Source organism: Bizionia sp., from assembly GCF_048259285.1.
Lineage (GTDB): Bacteria > Bacteroidota > Bacteroidia > Flavobacteriales > Flavobacteriaceae > Algorimicrobium > Algorimicrobium hallyeonense.
The window spans coordinates 19,599-41,287 of the sequence record NZ_JBLXHU010000005.1; the positions used below are offsets into that span (position 1 = coordinate 19,599).

The 21,689-nt window shown below is 33.1% G+C and carries 19 protein-coding genes and 1 pseudogene; 10 read left to right on the plus strand and 10 right to left on the minus strand.

The window, feature by feature from the left end; translation table 11 throughout:
* The first annotated feature begins 96 nt into the window (after positions 1 to 96).
* The 3 genes from ACN0QX_RS03715 (at position 97) to ACN0QX_RS03725 (ending at position 3,144) form a co-directional block, all read left to right on the plus strand.
* Positions 97 to 825, plus strand: coding sequence for an ABC transporter ATP-binding protein (locus ACN0QX_RS03715; RefSeq protein ID WP_417195596.1), 729 nt, complete (start codon positions 97 to 99; stop codon positions 823 to 825).
* The gene (locus tag ACN0QX_RS03720) at positions 822 to 1,928 is read left to right on the plus strand and encodes an ABC transporter permease (protein ID WP_417195597.1); all 1,107 of its coding nucleotides are present in this window, start codon (positions 822 to 824) and stop codon (positions 1,926 to 1,928) included. The genes ACN0QX_RS03715 and ACN0QX_RS03720 overlap by 4 nt, the downstream gene beginning before the upstream one ends.
* 94 nt (positions 1,929 to 2,022) lie before the next feature.
* On the plus strand, positions 2,023 to 3,144 hold the full coding sequence (locus ACN0QX_RS03725) for an ABC transporter permease (protein WP_417195598.1): 1,122 nt from the start codon (positions 2,023 to 2,025) through the stop codon (positions 3,142 to 3,144).
* On the opposite strand, the gene ACN0QX_RS03730 is transcribed toward ACN0QX_RS03725, so the two are convergent.
* From ACN0QX_RS03730 to ACN0QX_RS03745, 4 genes are all read right to left on the minus strand, one after another.
* Positions 3,141 to 4,142, minus strand: coding sequence for a metal-dependent hydrolase (locus ACN0QX_RS03730; RefSeq protein WP_417195599.1), 1,002 nt, complete (start codon positions 4,140 to 4,142; stop codon positions 3,141 to 3,143). The genes ACN0QX_RS03725 and ACN0QX_RS03730 overlap by 4 nt on opposite strands.
* Positions 4,143 to 4,179: 37 nt before the next feature.
* Positions 4,180 to 5,385 carry a porin gene (locus ACN0QX_RS03735; protein ID WP_417195600.1) on the minus strand — a complete coding sequence of 402 codons (1,206 nt, stop codon included), beginning with the start codon at positions 5,383 to 5,385 and terminating at the stop codon, positions 4,180 to 4,182.
* 56 nt (positions 5,386 to 5,441) lie between these two features.
* Positions 5,442 to 5,900, minus strand: coding sequence for a cold-shock protein (locus ACN0QX_RS03740; protein ID WP_248399719.1), 459 nt, complete (start codon positions 5,898 to 5,900; stop codon positions 5,442 to 5,444).
* 158 nt (positions 5,901 to 6,058) lie between these two features.
* Complete coding sequence (locus ACN0QX_RS03745) at positions 6,059 to 7,177, minus strand: DEAD/DEAH box helicase (RefSeq protein ID WP_417195601.1); 1,119 nt, start codon at positions 7,175 to 7,177, stop codon at positions 6,059 to 6,061.
* 121 nt (positions 7,178 to 7,298) lie between these two features.
* On the opposite strand from ACN0QX_RS03745, the gene rlmF reads away from it, so the two are divergent.
* Entirely contained in the window at positions 7,299 to 8,153 is an 855-nt protein-coding gene (gene rlmF / locus ACN0QX_RS03750; protein ID WP_248399723.1) for a 23S rRNA (adenine(1618)-N(6))-methyltransferase RlmF, read from the plus strand.
* Here the strand turns inward: rlmF and ACN0QX_RS03755 are convergent.
* From ACN0QX_RS03755 to ACN0QX_RS03770, 4 genes and pseudogenes are all read right to left on the minus strand, one after another.
* On the minus strand, positions 8,150 to 9,370 hold the full coding sequence (locus ACN0QX_RS03755; RefSeq protein WP_417195602.1) for a class I SAM-dependent rRNA methyltransferase: 1,221 nt from the start codon (positions 9,368 to 9,370) through the stop codon (positions 8,150 to 8,152). The two genes, rlmF and ACN0QX_RS03755, sit on opposite strands and share 4 nt — an antisense overlap.
* A gap of 90 nt (positions 9,371 to 9,460) precedes the next feature.
* On the minus strand, positions 9,461 to 11,002 hold the full coding sequence (locus ACN0QX_RS03760; RefSeq protein WP_417195683.1) for a M16 family metallopeptidase: 1,542 nt from the start codon (positions 11,000 to 11,002) through the stop codon (positions 9,461 to 9,463).
* A 198-nt stretch (positions 11,003 to 11,200) separates the two neighbouring features.
* Positions 11,201 to 12,289, minus strand: a pseudogene (locus ACN0QX_RS03765) (M16 family metallopeptidase); the annotation flags it as partial.
* 115 nt (positions 12,290 to 12,404) lie between these two features.
* Positions 12,405 to 13,751: a T9SS type A sorting domain-containing protein gene (locus ACN0QX_RS03770; protein ID WP_417195603.1), complete on the minus strand. Its 1,347-nt coding sequence runs from the start codon at positions 13,749 to 13,751 to the stop codon at positions 12,405 to 12,407.
* A 208-nt stretch (positions 13,752 to 13,959) separates the two neighbouring features.
* Here ACN0QX_RS03770 and ACN0QX_RS03775 point away from each other — a divergent pair, with 208 nt between their 5' ends.
* The 4 genes from ACN0QX_RS03775 to ACN0QX_RS03790 all read left to right on the plus strand — a co-directional run bounded on the left by ACN0QX_RS03775 (position 13,960) and on the right by ACN0QX_RS03790 (position 17,317).
* Positions 13,960 to 14,238, plus strand: coding sequence for a DUF3817 domain-containing protein (locus tag ACN0QX_RS03775; RefSeq protein ID WP_248399740.1), 279 nt, complete (start codon positions 13,960 to 13,962; stop codon positions 14,236 to 14,238).
* A 5-nt stretch (positions 14,239 to 14,243) separates the two neighbouring features.
* Positions 14,244 to 15,491 (plus strand): mechanosensitive ion channel family protein, encoded by a 1,248-nt coding sequence (locus tag ACN0QX_RS03780; protein ID WP_248399742.1) that lies wholly within the window; start codon positions 14,244 to 14,246, stop codon positions 15,489 to 15,491.
* 96 nt (positions 15,492 to 15,587) lie between these two features.
* Positions 15,588 to 16,424, plus strand: a complete 837-nt coding sequence (locus ACN0QX_RS03785) for an OmpA/MotB family protein (RefSeq protein ID WP_248400617.1) — start codon at positions 15,588 to 15,590, stop codon at positions 16,422 to 16,424.
* Between the two features lie 80 nt (positions 16,425 to 16,504).
* Positions 16,505 to 17,317 (plus strand): DUF1853 family protein, encoded by an 813-nt coding sequence (locus ACN0QX_RS03790; protein ID WP_417195604.1) that lies wholly within the window; start codon positions 16,505 to 16,507, stop codon positions 17,315 to 17,317.
* A 5-nt stretch (positions 17,318 to 17,322) separates the two neighbouring features.
* Here the strand turns inward: ACN0QX_RS03790 and ACN0QX_RS03795 are convergent, their stop codons facing one another.
* Complete coding sequence (locus ACN0QX_RS03795; protein WP_248399746.1) at positions 17,323 to 18,882, minus strand: DEAD/DEAH box helicase; 1,560 nt, start codon at positions 18,880 to 18,882, stop codon at positions 17,323 to 17,325.
* A 140-nt stretch (positions 18,883 to 19,022) separates the two neighbouring features.
* On the opposite strand from ACN0QX_RS03795, the gene ACN0QX_RS03800 reads away from it, so the two are divergent.
* Entirely contained in the window at positions 19,023 to 19,604 is a 582-nt protein-coding gene (locus tag ACN0QX_RS03800; RefSeq protein ID WP_417195605.1) for a pseudouridine synthase, read from the plus strand.
* 2 nt (positions 19,605 to 19,606) lie between these two features.
* On the opposite strand, the gene ACN0QX_RS03805 is transcribed toward ACN0QX_RS03800, so the two are convergent.
* Positions 19,607 to 20,296, minus strand: a complete 690-nt coding sequence (locus ACN0QX_RS03805; protein ID WP_417195606.1) for a hypothetical protein — start codon at positions 20,294 to 20,296, stop codon at positions 19,607 to 19,609.
* A gap of 838 nt (positions 20,297 to 21,134) precedes the next feature.
* Between ACN0QX_RS03805 and ACN0QX_RS03810 the strand changes: the two genes are divergently transcribed.
* Complete coding sequence (locus ACN0QX_RS03810) at positions 21,135 to 21,689, plus strand: ExbD/TolR family protein (protein WP_248399752.1); 555 nt, start codon at positions 21,135 to 21,137, stop codon at positions 21,687 to 21,689.

The window sequence follows — 21,689 nt, forward strand, 5'->3', positions numbered from 1 at the left end:
CACAAACCTAACAGGTTTCAAAAAACGTGATAGGTCTCAATTCTGAAATTTCTGGAATTGATAATAATGAGACTCCCACTTCCGTGGGAGATAAATATGAATAATAACAAAGTCATACAAGCTGAAGGTTTAACTAAAATGTTTGGCGATTTCACCGCTGTAAATGCCATTACATTCGCCGTTGAAAAAGGTGAGATTTTCGGATTTCTTGGGGCTAATGGCGCCGGGAAAACAACCGCCATGAAAATGCTGATTGGAATTTCAAATCCAACATCAGGTTCAGCGCAGGTAGCCGGTTTTGATGTCTTTACTCAAGCGGAAGACATCAAAAAAAATATCGGCTATATGAGTCAAAAATTTGCATTATATGATGACTTAACCGTTAAAGAAAATATTACATTTTTTGGAGGTATCTATGGTTTGACCAAGCAAAAAATCAAAGAGAAAACAAATGAAATGATAGATGATTTAGGTCTAGAGGATGTAGCCAAACAATTAGTTGGTTCGTTACCCTTGGGCTGGAAACAAAAAATTTCATTTTCGGTAGCCCTATTGCACGAGCCAAAAATTGTTTTTTTAGATGAGCCTACTGGTGGTGTAGATCCTATAACTAGGCGTCAGTTTTGGGAAATGATTTATAGAGCAGCACATCAAGGCACAACTATTTTTGTTACCACACATTATATGGATGAAGCCGAGTATTGTGATCGCGTTTCTATTATGGTAAATGGAAAGATAGAAGCTTTGGATACGCCAAAAAAATTAAAGGAACAGTTTCAAGTTACTAGTATGAATGATGTGTTTTTAAAACTAGCCAGAGGATGAAACGATTTATAGGTTTTGTTACCAAAGAATTTTATCACATTTTTAGAGATAGGCGTTCCTTGTTTATTCTCTTTGGAATGCCTATTGTCCAAATTTTACTATTTGGTTTTGCCATTACCAATGAAATTAACAATGTGGATATTGCTATTTTAGATCACTCAAATGATGCCACCACAAATGAAATCATTAATAAAATATCAGCATCAAAATACTTTAGTGTCAAGCAACTTATTGAACGTGAAGATGATATAGAAGCTGTTTTTAAAAAGGGAAAAGTGAAAGCTGTTTTAAACTTTGAAAAAGATTTTAGTAAAAATCTTATAAAAGATCGCCAAGCTACCGTTCAAATAATTACAGATGCAACAGACCCAAACACGGCTAACACCATTAGTAATTATGTAAATTCTATTTTAAAAAAATACCAGCAAGAGCAAAACAAAGCTATAACTATTAATTATGTTATAGTTTCAGAACCAAGAATGGTCTATAATCCAGAACTAAAAAGTGTGTATATGTTTGTTCCTGGTGTAATGACTATTATATTAATGCTGGTTTCGGCTATGATGACGTCCATTTCCATTACACGAGAAAAGGAATTAGGAACGATGGAGATTTTATTAGTGTCACCTATAAAACCTTTTCAAGTAATTTTTGGTAAGGTGTTTCCGTATATTTTCTTGTCGGTAATTAATGCTATCGTAATTGTTTTGTTGAGTATTTTCATCTTTAAAATGCCTGTTCAAGGGAGTTTAATTTTATTGGCTTTTGAGAGTATTTTATTTATTGTATCAGCTTTAGCTTTAGGAATTTTAATCTCAACCATTTCAGCAACACAACAAACCGCGATGATGATTTCATTAATGGGTTTAATGCTTCCAGTAATTCTATTATCAGGCTTTATTTTTCCCATTTCAAGTATGCCAATCCCTTTACAATTTATCAGTCATGCCATTCCTGCAAAATGGTTTATTATCATATTAAAAGGAATTATGCTTAAAGGTGTTGGGCTGGAATTTATATGGAAAGAAACACTGATTTTAATAGGCATGACCGTTCTCTTTATGGGAATAAGTGTAAAGAAATATAAAATTAGATTAGAGTAAAAAACGGTGACCAGTTTAAGAATGATAAAGATTCTGGGCTGAATAAAAAAAGAATTAATTTAATAAATAGATTCCCGCTTTGCTGGGAAATGATATGAAAACAATACGATATATCATCCAAAAAGAATTCAAGCAAATCTTTAGAAATAAAGGGATGCTACCAATCATTTTTGTGTTACCACTACTCCAATTAATTATTTTATCTAATGCAGCTACTTTTGAGGTCAAGAATATCAAATTCGCATATATAGATAATGACCATAGTAAATCATCAAGAGCACTAATAGAGAAATTTGAGGCTTCTACATATTTTAATGTTTTAACAGCCTTTCCAACTCAAAAATTGGCAAGTTCAGCTATGCTAAAAGGAGAAGTAGATGTTGTTTTAGAGATTCCCTCTCATTTTGAACGTGATTTGCTAAAGGAAAAAAAAGGTGCTTTGGGAGTTACTATTAATGCTATTGATGGTGCTGCTGCCGGTGTTGAAAACGTATATGTTTCTCAAATAATTCAGAATTATAATAGGCACATTAAAACGGATTTGATGCAATTTTCAGAATCTCAATTTCAACCTGTTGACATTGCTACCATCCCACTTTTTTGGTATAATGAAACGTTAAACTACAAAACGTTTATGGTACCTGGTATATTAGTACTATTAGTTACCATGATCACGTTATTTCTTTCAGGAATGAATATTGTTCGCGAAAAAGAAATTGGAACTTTAGAGCAAATCAATGTAACGCCTATAAAGAAAAGTCAATTTATTATTGGTAAGCTTTTTCCGTTTTGGGTTATTGGAATGGGCTTGTTAACTATTGGATTAATTCTTGCAAGGCTCATTTTTAATGTGCCTATGGTAGGAAGTTTATTACTTATGTACCTCTATACTTCCATTTTTATTTTGGTGATACTCGGTATGGGATTATTTATTTCCAATTTTACCGATACCCAGCAACAAGCCATGTTTATCGCTTGGTTTTTTGTAGTGATTTTTATTTTAATGAGCGGACTGTTTACACCCATTGAGAGTATGCCAGAATGGGCCCAAATACTTACCGAATTTAATCCTATCAAATACTTTGTTGAAGTCATGCGTATGGTGATGCTTAAAGGTTCCGGTTTTATCGATATCCTGCCACAACTAGTAAAAACACTTATTTACGCATTACTAATGAATGGATTAGCGGTTTGGAGTTATAAGAAAACGACTTAATTCCCTTTAACACGTGTCCAAAGTTCAGACATTAATTTCTTGGCATCGCGACTACCTTTGGGCTGTTCAATAAAACTAATGTTTCCAGTTTCATCATCTTTATCAATCAAAAATTGAAAAACAAAACTTTCGGAGGCAGGTTCTAAACTCAATAACCCAAAACGTAAATCATTATAGTATAATTTTCCGTCTTGTTGTGTTATGGTGTACCATCCTTTTGAAATGTGAATCATGCGTTGCATTTTGTCATTGGAAAGCAAATCGGCTATCAATTCATGGTTTTTAGGATATGACACGAATGAAATAGGCTGCGTATCGAAAAAAGAATAGTTTCCAAGCAAGTAGGCGTCCTGTGTTTCTACATTAGCACTCCATAATATGGTATTTAGAGGTGACGGTCTTGTGTCAATCTGCAAATAGCTTAGATGTTGTTTTTCCAAAGCATTTTCAAATTTTGTGAAAGCGGTCCACTTTAAAATAAATGTAAGTACTAGATACGCGGTACTTACTAATAATCCTGTACGATTGTAAAATTGACGTTTTTCTGATGTTCGTTTTTGAAACATGGTCAAAATCAAGAATACTAAAAATGGCAAGGTATATAAGGGATCAACAACAAATATGGTTTTAAAAGCCAAGCGTAAATCAAATGGCCAAAATAGCTGCGTTCCCCAAGTGGTATGTGCATCCAGAATAGGGTGCGTTACAAAAGCCCAAAAGAAAAGCCAAGACCAACCTTTAACACTTTTATATTTTTCATATCGTGATACCAACCATCCAAGAATTGGTGCAAAAATGATAGAGAATAAAATGGAATGTGTAAAACCTCTGTGAATTTCTAAAGCTGTAACGGTATCTGTAAAATAGGAAGACAGGATATCTAAATCAGGAATTGTTCCCGCAATAGCCCCATAAAGCATGGCTCTATTACCAACTTTTCTACCTAAAACGGCCTCACCAACAGCAGCGCCTAAAACTATTTGCGTTAAAGAATCCATGGGCTTATAAGAAAGTTAGAATTAGGTAAAGTACTATTTAGAATGATATATCCCATTGAATTCGAAAACGCCATTCTTTCTGCTCCATCCTTTCTGGGCTTTCATAATCAAAATGCGTAACTTCCATGGTGAGTTTATTCCTATGTTCTTTAAAAAACCAGTTAAAAGCCATACCCATTTCTTGCTCCTTGCTGTAACCAAAATCCGTATTTGGCGTGTAATGCGCGTATATTCCAGCAACCTCTAAGGGTTTAGGAACAAAGTCTAAAATATTTGAGAAAAAATAACCTGCTTGCAGATAATAACCTGTTAATGTTCTGTCTGTGTTGGTTTTATAATCTGTAATTTTTTTGATGTGATTTTCATTTTGCCAAGAAAACCCCCGATATTTAAAAGCCGTTTCAAATAAGGCTTGATTTATACGATATTGACCCGGTTCATTACTATCGTAACCTACCAAATTACCACCACCTGCTGAAGAAAACCGGGTGTACTGGCTTCTATTAGTTGCTGCGGCAATAGCCAATAAAGCACTAGGTTTTTCATGAAATTTGATATCAGATCCGGTCATTTCTAATTCACGACCAAATAAATTGTATTGTAATCTACCAACATATAATAAATGATTATCGTCATTAATTGTGGAACCTCTACCCGTTCCTGTTAATACTGATATATGATATGTAAAGTCATAAAACGTTTCTGGAAAAATACGGCCGTAAAACTCAATTCCTTGTTGCCTATCTATTGTAAAAGGCCTGTTAATGATGGAGCGATCTAACATTTGTTGTTTACCAGATGATATAATTCTTTCTCGACTATAATAGGTTTTCCATTGCCCAATTTTAATTTTAAAAAAGTCCCAACGCTCAATCATAACGCGAAAATCCAAAAGATTCCCTTGGGCAAGTTCATACTCAAAATAATATTTAAGCCATGGTTTATAGGCATTTCCACCTATTTTTAAACGGGCTCTATTTATCTTGAATGATGTTTTATTATCTTGAAAAAAATCATCAAAATTAACGGGGCTTTGGTCGTTAGGTGTGGCAAAACGAAACTGTAATCGTGCTTCTAAATGAAGTGAGTAATTTTTATCAGGCGTACTAAATTGAAACCCTTTTTTTGTGTATTCAACATTAATTTTTTGTGAAGAAATAGAATCAGTTTGTGCTATAAGTGTATTAATAGCAACAAACTGAAGTAAAATAATTGATAAAAAAGTAGTCGATTTAATGGACATAGCTATTAGAACTCAAAGTCTTTTTAAGATTTTAAGTGATTTTATGGTATCAAAAATTAAATACGGGTTACTTTAACAGCGTTCATACCCTTCATACCTTTTTCTAATTCAAAAGATACGGCGTCATTTTCTGCTATTTCGTCAATTAAGCCACTAACGTGACAGAAGTATTTTTCTTGATTTTCAGAATCAATAATAAACCCAAAACCTTTGGAGTTATCATAAAAAGAAACTTTCCCTTTTCTTACGGGATCAAATTCTTCAATATCACTGTCATCACGTTTTGGAATGCTTACTTCAATACTTTCTGCATCAACTTTAACACGCATATTTGGATCTGGTGGTGTATCCGTTAAATTTCCATTGAAATCAACATAAGCAATAGGAATACCGTCACTTCCGCTTTCTTCTTTATCAAGTTTTCTAGCTTCCATTTTTTTACGTTTGTCCTCACGTTTCTTTAAACGCTTCTTTTCCTTTTCACTTTTGTTAAATGTCTGTTGCGATTTTGCCATTGTTATTTTATAGTAATTTTTTTAGGGTTAAATTGAAGAAATAAAATAATAATAACATGGTTTAAAAAGAACTATGGTCGTATTATAAGCCTAAATTCAGATTTTAGGTTACTCCTGCAATGCGTACAAATATAAGATATTAATTTCCTATTTGAAAGTTACACATGGAATTCTGCAAATTCGATACCTAAAGTGTTTTCAATATTCTGGATTAACTTGCGCTCATCGTCTAAAATTAAAGCTATAGAACGCCCTTTTTTACCAGCTCTTGCAGTTCTTCCACTTCGGTGTGTATAATATTCTAGTTGCTCTGGCAACTGATGGTGAATAACAAATGCCAAATCGTTTACATCAATACCACGAGCAGAGACATCGGTAGATACCAATATTTGAACAGATTCATTTTTAAACGCACGCATTACTTTATCCCGTTCTTTCTGTTGCATATCGCCTTCCAAAGCACCAACTGAAAATCCTTCATTCAATAACGCTTCTGTTAAGTTTTGGGTTCCAGCTTTTGTTTTGCAGAAAATTATTCCACGTTGTTTTTTAAAGCCTTCTAATAAATTAATTAAAACTGAAACTTTACCTTTTATGGAAGTTCTTATAAATTGATGTGTAATATTGGCGTTTACCAAACTATTTCTATTTACTTCTATTTTAATCGCTTTTGGCGACATATAGGTTTTTATCATTTTCTGAATTTCTACAGGCATGGTAGCCGAAAACAACCACGTAAAACGCTTTCCAGATGTAAATGTTAATATGCGATTTAAATCCTGTTTAAAACCCATGCTTAACATTTCATCAGCTTCATCTAAAACCAATGTCTTAATGTTTTCAATATCAATATCACCACGATCAATTAAATCTAATAAACGTCCTGGTGTTGCAACAATAATATGAGTAGTTCGTTTTAAAGCTTTAATTTGTTTGTCAATTTTTTCACCACCATACACACCTTCTGCAAAAATCTTATAATCGCAATATTTGGTAAATCTGAAAAGTTGCTTTTGAATTTGTTGTACCAACTCACGTGTTGGAGCTAAAATAAGCGCTTGAATTTCCGATTTATTAGGATCTATTTGATGTAGAATAGGCAGCCCATAAGCAGCCGTTTTTCCGGTTCCTGTTTGCGCTAAACCAATTAAATCAGTTTGTTTTTGTAACAAAACAGGAATTACTTGGGCCTGAATTTCAGTTGGCTTTTCAATGTGGAGTTCTTTTAAGGCTTTTATATATTCTTTACGAATGCCTAAATCGGAAAATGATGTCATAATAATTTTATTGAGCTGCAAAGGTAGATTTATTTCAGCACTATTGTATAATTAAAAAAGGGAAACTGTTAAGCCATACATTAAGCTTATATTTGTTGTATAATTCCTGAAGTTATTAGCCATGCATCCAAATAATAAACATCTTAAACCTTATGATTTTGTAAGATTAATTCATGCAAATCCAGATTTAAAACCATTTGTTTTTACGAATAAGTTTCAAACAAAAACTATTGATTTTTCTTTATCAGATGCTGTTTATCAATTAAATAAAGCCATTCTTATTTCGGATTATGGATTAACGGATTATCAATTACCTAAAGGTTATTTGTGCCCTCCTATTCCTGGTCGTGCGGATTATTTACATTACCTAAACGATTTAATTACTTCTGAAACTTTACCTGTTAAAGGCTTGGATATTGGCGTTGGCGCAAATGCTATTTATCCAATTTTAGGAGCAAAACTGTATCAATGGCGCATGGTTGGTGCAGATATTAATAAGCAATCTGTTGAAATTGCTCAAAACAACATCAATTTAAACTCGAGTTTGGAGGGTTTGGTTGAAATTCGTTTTCAGGAAAATCCTGCATATATTTTTTCTAATATTATAAAACCGGAAGAATATTATCATTTTACCATGTGTAATCCACCGTTTCATGCGTCCGAACAAGAAGCTCTAAAAGGAACACAACGTAAACTGAAAAATCTGAACTTGGATAAAAAAGCAGCTCTTAATTTTGGAGGTCAATCGTATGAATTATGGTGTAATGGTGGGGAAGCTTTATTTATAAAACGCATGATTAAGGAAAGTAAAACATTTAGTAACCAAGTAGGTTGGTTTACAACATTAGTTTCTAAAGCGGCCAATTTACCCAAGCTAATCAAGCAATTGGACAAATTAGGTGCAACACATCAAGTTATTGATATGGCCCAAGGTCAGAAAGTATCCCGAATTTTGGCTTGGCAATTCTCCAATTAATCCAATTGGTAGTAACCACATTTTAAGTAAGCACCTTCTGGAAAACTGATAGGATGATCGGAGTCATGTTGTGTTTTTAAAACCAATGTATAACGCCTTTTGGCCTGGGACAATGTTGCTTTATTCACATCAAAAAAGGCATCGGCAATAATTCGAGACGAACAGGACGCTAAAACCAACATACCACCTTTTGCAGTAAGCTTTTCTCCTAGTTGTGCTAATTGGGCATATTTCTTTTTGGCTAACTGTATTTCGGACTGTTGCTTGGCAAAACTAGGAGGATCAATAACCACCACATCAAAGGTTTTACCAGATTGGATGAGTTGTTCCATTTCAGCAAACGCATCACCTGCAATAATATGATGTTTCCCAGTATAGTCGTTCAACCTGCCATTTTCTAAAGCTATTTCAAGCGCTTGCTTACTTATATCTAAACTTGTGACTTCTTTTGCGTGATTGGCTAAAGCATGAACTGAAAATCCTCCAGCATATGAAAACACATCCAACACCGTTTTACCTGTACTTAATTTGCCCACACGACGTCTGTTTTCTCTGTGATCTAAAAAGTAACCCGTTTTATGACCTTTAATGACATTGGCGGAAAAATTAACACCATGTTCTATAAATTTTACGACTTCATTTTCCAAAGTACCATAAATTACGGAACCATCAACCAAACCGAAATCTGCTTGTTGCAAATTTCTGCTTAAGCGCATAACAACCGTCTCTACATTGGAAATAGTTATAAGCATTTCGGTTATATCCTTAATGTATCCTAACCAAATTTCAGAATATACTTTAATTACCAAAACATTGGCATATACATCAGCAATTAATCCTGGAAAGCCATCGTTTTCACCAAATAACAAGCGATAACCTGTAGTATTTGTTTTTAAGAGTGAAGCTCGTTTTTTAAAAGCAGCATCTATTTTACTTTGGAAGAATGCTGAATTAATCGTTTTGGGTTCACCATGATGTAACATTTTAATTCTAATTGGCGAAGACGCATCATACAAACCTACACCAATAAACGCATTATCGCGTTTTCTAAAAATTACGGCAACATCACCAGATTTTCCGTCTTTATTAATTTTTTCAATACTATTTTCAAAAACCCAAGGATGACCTTGAAGCACAGAGCGTTCACCATTTGCGTTTAACTTGACCGCCAATCGTGTGGTTGATTTTTCAAATTTAGGAATAGTAATAGAAGACATGTTGATTATGGTTTGTGCAAAAATAGAAAATGCATAGCAGCTAACAGCTTACTATGCATTTAAAATTATTAGTTGGAGGGTTTTATAAAATTACTTGGGATTTCCAAAAATATCCAACTCCACAACTGGTTTCCCTAACTTTTTAATTTCAGACCATTGTGTGGCTTTATCACCAACTATAACATAAATCATTTCAGGTTCCTGTAAATATTTATTGATGATGTTTTTATAATCCTCCAAAGTCATGGCAATTAATGCTGCTTGATTCTTTTCAATATAATCATTGGAGTATCCATACTTACTAATATTACGAAGGATAGCCAATTTAGCACCTAAACTTTCATAAGCACGTGTATTGGCTTTTAAAAGCTTGTTTTTGGTTAATTCAACGTCAGCTTCTGTAAAATTTTCAGCATAATTAGCAACCATATCTTGTATGATTTCCAATGATTTTAAAGTGGCATTTGCACGAACGCTAGATCGCACCGTAAAAGGAGCCACTTCCAAACTAGTTCCAGTTCCAGAATAGGCGCCATAGGTATAGCCTTTTTCTATCCGTAATGTTTGGAATAAACGACCGCTAGAACCACCACCTAAAATTTCATTTGCAAAGTCTAAACTTTGAGCATCGTCATTGGTTGCAGATAAAGCTAATTTCCCAATATTTAAAACGGATTGTTTAGAATCTGGAACATCAATAAAATAAATGGTGTTTTTATTATTTTCCGAAGGTAATTGAAACGTTGGAATTTGTGGCGCTTGACCTTTCCAAGTATTTAAGGTTTCTAATACGCCTAATGTTTCAGATTTTGACATAGCACCTGCAATATGAAAATTCGCATTTTCAGGAACTAAATTGCTGTAATATGCTTTCAAATCGTCTAAACTAATATTTTTAAACGATTCTAACGTACCGCTTCCAGGAATAGCGGATGGATGGTTTTTACCATATAACAATTGGTTATAAGCCAAACTGGCTATAGCATTTGGATTGGATTCTCTGTCTTTCAAACCAGTTTCCAAACCTTGCATAAGGCGCTTGTATTCGGCCTCGTCCCAACGTGGCTCTAGGATAATTTCCTTGACAAGTGCTATGGTTTCTTCAAAGTTTTTTTCTAAACAAGTACCTGTAATATGAAAATCCTCATTAGTACTGTACATATTAATAGTGGCACCTAATAAACCAATAGCTTCTTCTAATTCTGCTGGCGTTTTATTGGCTGTACCTTCAAGCATTAAATTACTTAACATACTGGCAACACCTGCTTTATTTTTAGGATCTAATAGTTGTCCACCAGGAATAGTAATGTCAAACTGTACTAATGGTGTTTCGTTGTTTTCTATACCAAAAACGCGCATGCCATTTTCTAAATTTCCAGTCCAAATGGCTGGCATTTTAAATTTTGGTAATTCGCCAAAAGCAGGTTCGCTTCTATCATATTTGCTAACTGTTTTTTCGTATTCAGCTTCTTCACCTTGACCAACTTCCTCGCTAGCTACGTCTTGTTTCACCTCTTCAATCCAAACCGTTGCTTCTTTAGCATCTAAAACCACTAAATCAAGTTGCCCTTTTGGCACAACACTGGTCATTACGTAATTTTTGTTTTTGATATATTGCTTGTAAACGCGCATAACATCATCTGCAGAAACTGCATTTGTAAGTTTAGCTGTTTTGGTAATATAGCTAGGGTCGCCTGCAAATTCATTATCCTGACCTAATTGGAATGCTTTATTTAAAACCGTACTTACGCCTTGGTATAAATTGGTTTCCAATTCCGCTTTTATACGTTTTAAATCACGTTCATTGACACCGTTTTTCTCAAAACGTATTAAACCTGAATCGATTGCTTTTTTAACAGCATCTAAATTAGTTTGCTCATTTGCTCTGACGCGAAACACAAATTCCCCAGCCAATTCGCTACTGTATTGGTATGTGCTGATGTTTGGTGCTAATTTTTGCTCTTCAACAACGACTTGATATAAAGGTGCGTTCTTACTCCCACTTAACAATTGTCCTAGAATTTGGAGTGCATACGAATCTTTGTGATATTCCTCCACGGATGGAAATACCATACGCAATTCAGGAAGTTAAGCGAAATTATCTTCAAAATATAAAGACTTTGTTTCAGCTAAAGTTACAGGTTGTGGTTGTAAGGATTCTACTTCAGGACCACTTGGAATTTCGCCAAACCATTTTTCGACTAACGTCTTGGTTTCTTCAAAATCAATATCACCTGCAATTACTAAAGTAGCATTGCTGGCTCCGTAATATTGATTGTGAAATTCTTTAACATCTTCTATGGTAGCCGCTTGTAAATCGGGTAAAGATCCTATAACCGTCCAGTTATATGGATGGCCTTCTGGATAGAGATTGGAGCGGATAATTTCATCTGTATATCCATAAGCAGCATTATCCACACGTTGGCGTTTTTCGTTTTTAACAACTTGTTTTTCACGTTCCAAGGCCGCTTTAGTAACCGTATTAATCATATAACCAAACCGATCAGAATCTATCCATAAGATTTTTTCAAAAGCGTCTTTTGGAACAACTTCGTAATAAACCGTATAATCGTTGGAAGTTCCGCCATTACGACTTCCACCCCATTCCGGAATCATTTTTCTGTTAGCACCAACTGGTACATTTTCTGAATCATTAAAACTCATGTGTTCAAAGAAATGAGCAAAACCTGTTTTACCTGGTTTTTCTCGGTTGGAACCTACATGCATTATCGTTGCTACAGCAACAATTGGATCACTGTTATCTTGATGAAGTATCACCTCTAGACCATTGTCTAAAGTAAATTTTTCGTAATCAATAGCGAAATCTTTTTCAATTTCTTGAATGGGTTCTTTGGGTTTTTCTTCGCATGACATACAAAAGATGAGTAAAGCTATTAAGCTGTAAATTTTTGGTTGCATAGTGTTTAGTTTAGAGTTTAAAGATACTTAAACTCTATAAATGCAATCCGTAAGAAAGCGTTAGAATTATCTATAGCTTTGTAGTGACCTAAATAGAATAGAGCTAACCTTGATTCTAATTTATGAGGATTTTTTTGGTAATTGATTGATTTAAGTAGGAAACCTTAACAACATATAAGCCAGAGCTTAAAGATGAAATGTTTATGCTATTTACTTGAGGCGTTGTAGTTTGCTGTTTTACCAATTTACCGTTTACTGAATAGATATCAATATGGGCATTAGAATTTAAATTTTTGATATGCAAATAATCCGTTGCTGGATTTGGATACAATAAAACATCTAAATTTTGGGCAACCTCTTCCCTACTTAATGAGTTACAATCTGTTTCATTAGCAACGAAATGTGAAGCACTATCAATTATCCAATTGGCTAAATAACTCGCTTGAACATCATCTACAAAAATACAAGTCAAATTAGCATTTCCTTCGGCATTGAAGCTTGAGATTCTATGATTTCTAGTGTTCCGGATATCTAACGTATTTAAGTTGTTATTACCCAAACGTACAAATCGTAAATCATTGTTTGCAGATATATCAATGTTTTCTAATAAGTTGTTGCTAGCATGTAACAATAATAATTGAGGTGCATTAAAAAGCTCTAATTCCGCAATGTTATTGTTTTCACACATCAATCGTTTCAAACCGCTATTAGCGCTTAAGTCCAATTCGGTAAACTGATTATTACTAATATCGACATAGGTAATATCAGAACATTGACTGAAAGAAATGGTATTTAAATTATTACCTGAACATAATAAGCTGCGCAAATCATGATTGCTTGAAATGTTTAAAACATTTAAATTATTAGTACCACAATTTAAAGATTCCAATTCCTGATTATTTGTAACATTTAAAGTGTTTAAATTATTAGAATAACACGAAAGCACCTCAAGTTCTAAATTATTTGAAACATTAAGTGTTGATAAATTATTTAAACTACAAGCTAATAACTCTAAATTAGGAAGGTGGGAAACCGTTAATGTTTGTAATAAATTATTACTAACATATATTTCTTTAAGAAGGAGATTTTGAGAAATATTTAGTGTTTCAATACTGTTATTATCAATATCCAAAACTTCTAAAAAGGCATTATTAGATAAATCTAAAGTCGACAAATTATTAAAATAAGCATTTAAATATTTCAGGTGAATGAAAGCTTCAATACCAGTTAAATCCGTAATGTTTTTATCATTAATATTTAAATTGTTTACTAATTCGGCATCACTATTTAGTATATTTCCAGTAAGGCCATTAGTATCAATACCTTGATTAATGAGCGCTTGTTCAAAATTTGAATCTGGAATAGCGGTTGTAGTTTGCGCATTGGAGAAACTAGCAAATAGAAACATCATGCAAAAATACATGATAAACGTAAATTGAGATGTAGGTTTAATTAATGACAAAATTTAAATAATTAATAGCGGTTGGTGCGTTAAATGTATTATTTAATTGTAGCTGAGTCTATTATATTCGTTATGTTAAACATAAAAATCGGTAATCGGCTAATTGGTTGTTATTTAACACAAAAATTGATCGATAATTAATTGTTAAATCCACGAACAGATTGTTTAAGGAATTGTATTTTTGCAGCTAATTTTACAAACTATTTATATGTTACCATTATTTCGCATTATTGCTTTTTTAGAAGGTGTTTCTTATATTTTATTACTTTTTATTGCTACACCAATAAAGTATCTATCAGACGATCCTCAATATGTTAAAATGTTAGGTATGCCACATGGTATATTATTTATTGCATACATTATATTAGCTATAGTAATTAGCAAAAAAATGGAATGGAGCAATAGTACTCTTGCTAAAGTTTTACTAGCCTCAATTATCCCATTTGGTACATTTTACGTGGAATACCATTACCTTAAGAAAGCTTAAAAAGTATGCAAGATTTACAATGTTTAATTTATGATTATAGTGTAGCTGCAGGTTTATCTGAATCCTATGCGAAAGCTATTAATATGCTAGCTCTGTTAGTAGGTTTGCTTATTATAATTGTAATTGCGGATTTTGTTGCTCGTAAACTTTTAATAAATGTATTTAATAGTTTGGCGGCAAAGTCGAAAACTAATTTTGATGATTTATTAGTTAATCACAAAGCACCAAGAAACATTGCGCATATTGTTCCCTTAATTATTACATTAAAACTCTTCCCTTTTGTTTTTTATGATTACCCCGAATTTGAAAGTCATATTATAGTATTAATTAAGGTTTATGGAATAGTTTTAACCGTATGGATTATTAGAAGTGTTTTACAAACCTTTGAATCTTATTTTAAAACCTTACCACGACTACGAGACAAACCTATAGATAGTTACATTCAAGTAGGCATGTTGTTTATTTGGATTATAGGTTTCGCATCCATTTTAGCGGTTGTAATTAATTTGTCCTTTCTTAAATTTTTCACCACATTAGGTGCTGCATCAGCCATTCTTTTGTTGATTTTCAAGGACACCATTATGGGATTTGTTGCCAGTATTCAAGTGGCAATTAATGATTCTGTTCGTATTGGCGATTGGATTACTATGGAAAAATATGGAGCTGATGGGGATGTTATCGAGATTAACCTTTCCACGGTTCAAGTTCAAAATTTCGATTTAACAATTACCCATATTCCAACATTTGCACTAATAACGGATTCGTTTACAAATTGGCGTGGTATGCAATCCTCGGGAGGAAGACGTATAAAACGATCTATCCTTTTAAAGGCGAAGAGCATTCATTATTTAACAGATGAAAAAATTGAAAAACTGAAGGATATTCAGTTAATAACTGCGTATTTGAATCAAAGACAAAATGATATTGTTAATTTCAATACATCTAACGCCATTGATAAATCCACTTTAATAAATGGAAGGAATTTAACAAATTTAGGCGTATTTCGTAAATACATGCAAAGTTATATTGAAAACCATTCAGGAATCAATAAAGACATGATGATTATGGTACGTCAATTAGCACCTACCTCTCAAGGATTGCCTTTAGAGATTTATGCCTTTAGTGCCGATAAACGTTGGGCTAATTATGAATATATTATGTCAGATATTTTCGATCATGCTTTGGCTGCCGTTCCTTATTTTGATTTGGAAGTTTTTGAATTATCCACGGTAATTGGTACTTCAAACCAATAGAAATTATGTTAAATAAATCAAAAAACAGAGATTGAAACATCTATAACCTGCATCTAGTCGTAATTATATTGAACTAAAAACTTAACTATAATTATGATTAAAAAAATTTCAATTCTTGTATTTACAAGTGTCGTAGTCATGTCCTGTGTTTCAAAAAAGAAATATGTTGCTTTACAACAGGAAAATGGCGAATTAACAAGTGAACTTCAAAAAACACGAGTTGCTAAAGAAGATTTAGAAAATAAATTCGCCGAAATTCAAGCGCGAATAGACACCTACAATTCCAAATTAAATCAATTAACCGAAGAAAATGATGCCAAATTTGTTTCCGTTGGAGATGATATGATTATCTCTAATGATACACGTAAGCAAATGAATGAGACCTTGAAACATGTGGATCCTGTGGCATTACAAAATGCGGAAACATTAAAAGACTCCATGAATTTAGCTGTTGGTTACAATTTGCGTAAATCCATGGACACAAGCAGCTTAAATGAAGATGATGATATTGCCATTAATATAGATGAGACGGTAGTTATGATTTCCATTTCGGATAAATTATTATTTAATACCGCTAGTTATAAAGTGAGCAATAAGGCCAATAATATTTTACAAAAATTAGCCGATGTTATCAATTCAGAACCAAGTATTGAGGTTATGGTTGAAGGACACACAGATGCTAGAAGTATTAATACAGGGGCTGTTAAAGACAATTGGGACTTGAGTGTATTACGTGCAACATCAGTTGTACGAAAATTACAAAAGGATTATAATGTTGCTCCTGAAAAACTAATTGCTTCTGGTAGAAGTTTTTACTTACCTGTTGCCGAAAATGATTCGGCAGATGGTCGTTCTAAAAACAGACGTACACGTATCATTATTTTACCAAATATCAATAAGTTTTTTGCCTTAATGGCATCAAACGACGAATAATTAGCTAATATTTTTTTATTAGTCCATATTAAAGGCTGCCTACTTTGGCAGTCTTTTTTATTTTGTTTATTTGTATTACTATGCATTCAGAATTAGACTCAATAGAACAGCAATATCAAGGCTATAAACAGACACCCGCTTTGTGGCTGGAATCGGCTATTATGGGAATTTCACAATTAACCTTACCCAACAATTCAATAGATTCTTATATTAAAACCTTACCCAAGAATTTACGTCTAGGAAAACGTGTGGAACAGTTTGTTTTTAATGAACTGGAACAAAATGACGCGGTTTCCATATTAGTTGAAAATATTCAAATACAAGAACTAAAGCAAACTATTGGCGAACTAGATGCTATAATTACTTTAAATAACGAACCAATTCATTTAGAAATTGTCTATAAATTTTATGTGTATGATGACTCTGTAGGAATTTCAGAAACAGATCATTTTATTGGACCTAACAGAAAAGATAGTCTCGTTGAAAAACTTACCAAGCTAAAAAACAAGCAGCTTCCACTACTCTATAAGCCGCAAACGAAAACATTACTGGCAAATTTAAAATTAGATGTGAGTAAGATTCAGCAAAAAGTTTGTTTTAAAGCACAATTATTTTTGCCCTATAAAAAAGAAATTATGCTAAAGGAATTAAATCCAGATTGTATTGTGGGCATTTACTTAAGAAAAGAACAAGTAGCGACATTTGAAACCTGTAGTTTCTATTTTCCGAGTAAACCGGATTGGTTAATTCAGCCGCACCACGCTGTAAATTGGATAGATTATGAGGCTTCGCAGGAAGACCTGAATAGAATTTATATTGAAAAAAATTCAGCCTGTTGTTGGATAAAACAGGCTGATGATTCTATTATAAAAAGTTTTATTGTATGGTGGTAAACACGCTAATCTTCAGGCGGTTTTCCATGAACTTTTAGATATACTTCATCAAAATTACTACGCAAATAAGCCCGTAATTTTTTACGATAATCATCCTTTAACCATTCCACAAAATTAAAGGTACTCTTGCTAATACACTTCGTGTAGCGGTGAATGCGATAATCAATATCATCACCTAGTTGTTTTGCTAAATCTAATGCATCCCATAAATCCTCACTGTTTTCCACACAAATTTTTGCATGATGTTCTATGGAGCGTTCAAGAACTACTTTGGAGGATTCACCAGCTCTTACCGCTGCTATATATGTTTTTTTTATATCGAAATAAACGTCTTCTGACTTGGCAAATGCTTCACGCAAATCATCCGGCATTTCATATCTGAAATTTTCCTCAATTTCTTCATCCGCTAAAATACCATCTAAATAGAAATTTGGCGATCTAAAAATACGATGCCAATCTAAATCTGCTCCCCAAGGACCAAAACGATGTAAATTGTTGCCTAAATCTAATACCGTAAACTTGCTCTTATTTTTTAATATTCGCGAACCTCTACCAATCATCTGGTAATATAAAGTAAGGGATTTTGTGGCACGATTTAAAATAATGGCATCAACGGTTGGCTCATCAAACCCTGTGGTTAAGATACTAACAGACGTTAAAATAGCATCTGGTGTTTCCTTAAACCATTTTAATATTTTTTTGCGTTCTTTTTTGGTGTTTGTATTATCCAAGTGTGCTACGGGATACCCTGCTATTCTAAAGGTGTCATATACATGCAAGGATGTATTAATACCATTATTAAAAATTAAGGTTTTCTTTCCCTTTGCACGCTCTTCATAAGCTTGAAGTAACTTGGAAAGCATATCATTATTGGTGTATAAATCTTCAGAAGATTTTACCGTATAGTCACCATTAGCACCAACAACTAAAGATGTTAATCCTACATTATAACTGTAGACTTCCGCTTTTGCTAAAAATTCATTTTCAATAAGGGATTCAATGCTCTCACCTACAATTAATTCATCGTAATTGTCCTTCATTGGTAATTTAATGTTGGAACTTAAAGGTGTAGCAGTAACGCCCAAAATAAAGGATTTTTCAAAAAACTTAAATAGTTTTGTAAACGAGTTATAGTGAGCTTCATCAATAATAACCAAACCAATATCTGAAATATCCAGTTTATCTTCGTTTAAACGGTTATTTAATGTTTCAACCATAGCAACAAAACAACTGTATTGCGCTTGGTCGTCCAGGTTGGCTTTACTGTTTACTACTTTATTCTCCACACCAAACTCGGTAAGCATACCAGAGGTTTGACGGCACAACTCAATTCGGTGAGTCATTACCAATACCTTCTTTTTGTGGTGTTTTAAATACTGTCTTACTATTTCCGAGAAAATAACGGTTTTACCACCTCCCGTTGGTAGTTGATATAGTAAATGGTAGTCTTCAGGTGCTTCTTCAAAACTTTTAAAAATCTTGTTGATAGCCCCTTTTTGATAACTATATAGGTTTTTACCTTCTTTTCTGTCTGCTAATTCTGATAATGAAATACTCGTGCTCATAAATTTTTCCAATGCGCAAAAATACGTTCTTTTCAAGGTTATTCAAGAATTTTTTAGAAATAATTACAGAAACTTTTTCAACAACCATAGTTTAAAACTTATTTTTGCGACCTCATAGCGTTTTCCTATTTTATATGCACATGTCAAATTCGCCAATTCAACATTTTAAACTTTTTAAACCCTATGGTTTTATTAGTCAGTTTATTATTAATGGTAAACAAAAACGTAACAAACGTTTATTGGGTGAATTATATAACTTCCCAGAAGGCACTATGGCAATTGGTCGTTTAGATGAAAACTCGGAAGGCTTGTTATTACTTACTACTGAAGGCCAAACTAGTACATTTATTACTAGTAGTAAAATAGAAAAAGAATATTATGTACAAGTGGATGGCATCATAACGCCTGAAGCCATGCATATTTTAGAAACTGGAGTTTCAATTACAGTGAACGGTAAACCGTATGTTACCAAACCTGGAAAGGCTTTTATTTTAAAAACAGCTCCAGATTTTCCAGAACGGGGAAAAAAAATTAGGGATGCACGTCATGGTCCAACCACGTGGATTTCTATAACGATTACCGAAGGTAAATTTAGACAAGTCCGAAAAATGACATCTGCTGTTGGTTTTCCAACCTTACGATTGGTTCGCGTTCGCATTGGAACAATAATGTTAGGAGATTTAAAAATGGGAAGCGTTGAATGGTTAGAAACTATCCAATAAAACTATTCTTTAACAACGATGAGTGTTGCTTTAACACCATTGGCCAGTCCCCAACCAGAGGAAGCAATAATCTCATCATTTTCATCCATTATAACCACTTGTGCGGTATTTGGAGCAACATCACCTTGAGATAAAGCTAAAAAATCAATAACATTGAAGCCTGTTTTTAACTGCAAGTCAAAACCTTTGAAGTCACCAGTTAAAACAGCATATGGCATCATAATATCTTTATCAACAAAAACACGAATTACGTCACCATCAATAGAACCATAATCACGATAAAGGACGCGAACCTGTGATGATTTAGTTTTAAAATCACCTAAATATTGATCCGTTTTAGAACCTACAACTTTTTCCTCAAATATGTTATCGAAATTTTTTTCTTGCTTTTTAAAGCGCTCTTCATAAAGTTCTCCAGGATTACCAAACTTTTCACCAAACATAGAAAATTGTTTTTTGTCCGTATTTAATGGTTTGTTGTTGGGAACCGTTAACCCATTTACCTTTCCAGGATTAGGATTTGAAAAGCCGTTATTTTCTATAGGAGAAATACTAATACCACTAGTACCTGAATCATTTTTTATGGCAGGTATGGAAGTGGAAGTATTGGGATTGCTATCAATTTGCGCATGTATAGGCGAACTAATTAACAGAATAATCCCAATAAGCATGATGTAACGGACTATATTCATTTTATAGGTTCATGAAAATTTATTAGAGCTTATAATTCAAAAACTATACCTAAATATTATAAACGTGATAAATATATAGCAAATATGATAAATTTATAAATTATAAGTTACAATTTAGGATAACATTAATAATGGCAGCTGTTTTCAGATTATTCAAATGACTTTTTATCCTATTATAAAATGTTAAAATATGTTAAATAACTACTTTGTAATGCATAGTACTGTAACAAAATATTTTATGTGTCGTCTATTAAGTATACAAATCCAATAAATATTAATATCATGAGAACTTTAGACAGCAATCCCGCCTACCAGCAGGCATGGCAATTATCGAAAAGAACGAACACTACAAATGGCTTTACCTGGAACAGTAAGAGACGCTTTAGATAGTAATTAGGTAAACAATTCATCAATCAATTAAAAATCAAATATATTATGAGAACTTTAGACAGTAATCAATTATCAAAAAGAACGAGCAGTACAAAAGGTTTTACTTGGAATAGTAAAAGACGTTATAGATAGTACTATCATTTAAAGAATTAACCAACAAGCAATGCTGCCAACAGGCAGAGAAGCAAAAACCACCATATCATGCACGCATTAATAAAGATTTCCCGAGATTCCAACGCCTTAATAACGTTTGCTCAAAAAAGAATTACCATACGGAAAAAATGCATTCAGCATGGCACATTATGGACCGGAATTAAACGTTATAAACATTAGTTTGAATTAGTTAAAGTTGAAAAAAAACCAGCACAAGTTGCTGGTTTTTTTTGTAATTATTTTCGTGGTATTGTTTTTGTGTTTGTAAAAATCTAATTCTTAAATTGTTAGCACTATGAGACATCACAGAAACTCCGAAAACGTAAATGCAGGTTCCATGGCAGATATTGCTTTTTTATTACTTATCTTCTTCTTAGTAACAACCACGATTTCAACCGATGCTGGCATTAATAGAAATTTACCTGCCTTCTGCCCTACCAATGATTGTGCAACGCTAACGGCTGATAACAACGTATTACGTATTGTTTTAAATAATTCGAATGACATATTAATGAATAATAAATTAGTCCCTTTGAATGCTATTAGTCAACAAGTTTCAAATTTTGTAAATAATAATGGGGATAACTCTTGTAGTTACTGTTCAGGTGAGCAACTTTTAACCGCTTCCGATAATCCCCAAAAAGCTATTATTTCGTTGGAACACAATAGGCAAACATCTTATGAATTGTTTATTCAGGTTCAAAATAGTATTTCAAAAGCTATCACTGATTTGCGTGAAGTCTATTCCCAAAATAATTTTAGAAAATCTTTATCAGATTTATCCTCAACCGAAATAGAAGAAGTTAGAAAGGCTTATCCGCTTATAATTTCGGAAGTAGAAACAAATTAA

Bases quoted from the DNA above. Each gene is read 5' to 3' on its own strand.
- ACN0QX_RS03805 (WP_417195606.1), bottom strand. From the start codon at position 20,296: ATGAATATAGTCCGTTACATCATGCTTATTGGGATTATTCTGTTAATT.
- ACN0QX_RS03755 (WP_417195602.1), bottom strand. From the start codon at position 9,370: ATGTCTTCTATTACTATTCCTAAATTTGAAAAATCAACCACACGATTG.
- ACN0QX_RS03775 (WP_248399740.1), top strand. From the start codon at position 13,960: ATGTTACCATTATTTCGCATTATTGCTTTTTTAGAAGGTGTTTCTTAT.
- ACN0QX_RS03735 (WP_417195600.1), bottom strand. From the start codon at position 5,385: ATGTCCATTAAATCGACTACTTTTTTATCAATTATTTTACTTCAGTTT.
- ACN0QX_RS03795 (WP_248399746.1), bottom strand. From the start codon at position 18,882: ATGAGCACGAGTATTTCATTATCAGAATTAGCAGACAGAAAAGAAGGT.
- ACN0QX_RS03730 (WP_417195599.1), bottom strand. From the start codon at position 4,142: ATGGATTCTTTAACGCAAATAGTTTTAGGCGCTGCTGTTGGTGAGGCC.
- ACN0QX_RS03725 (WP_417195598.1), top strand. From the start codon at position 2,023: ATGAAAACAATACGATATATCATCCAAAAAGAATTCAAGCAAATCTTT.
- ACN0QX_RS03720 (WP_417195597.1), top strand. From the start codon at position 822: ATGAAACGATTTATAGGTTTTGTTACCAAAGAATTTTATCACATTTTT.
- rlmF (WP_248399723.1), top strand. From the start codon at position 7,299: ATGCATCCAAATAATAAACATCTTAAACCTTATGATTTTGTAAGATTA.
- ACN0QX_RS03760 (WP_417195683.1), bottom strand. From the start codon at position 11,002: ATGCGCGTTTACAAGCAATATATCAAAAACAAAAATTACGTAATGACC.
- ACN0QX_RS03715 (WP_417195596.1), top strand. From the start codon at position 97: ATGAATAATAACAAAGTCATACAAGCTGAAGGTTTAACTAAAATGTTT.
- ACN0QX_RS03790 (WP_417195604.1), top strand. From the start codon at position 16,505: ATGCATTCAGAATTAGACTCAATAGAACAGCAATATCAAGGCTATAAA.
- ACN0QX_RS03780 (WP_248399742.1), top strand. From the start codon at position 14,244: ATGCAAGATTTACAATGTTTAATTTATGATTATAGTGTAGCTGCAGGT.
- ACN0QX_RS03800 (WP_417195605.1), top strand. From the start codon at position 19,023: ATGTCAAATTCGCCAATTCAACATTTTAAACTTTTTAAACCCTATGGT.
- ACN0QX_RS03810 (WP_248399752.1), top strand. From the start codon at position 21,135: ATGAGACATCACAGAAACTCCGAAAACGTAAATGCAGGTTCCATGGCA.
- ACN0QX_RS03745 (WP_417195601.1), bottom strand. From the start codon at position 7,177: ATGACATCATTTTCCGATTTAGGCATTCGTAAAGAATATATAAAAGCC.
- ACN0QX_RS03740 (WP_248399719.1), bottom strand. From the start codon at position 5,900: ATGGCAAAATCGCAACAGACATTTAACAAAAGTGAAAAGGAAAAGAAG.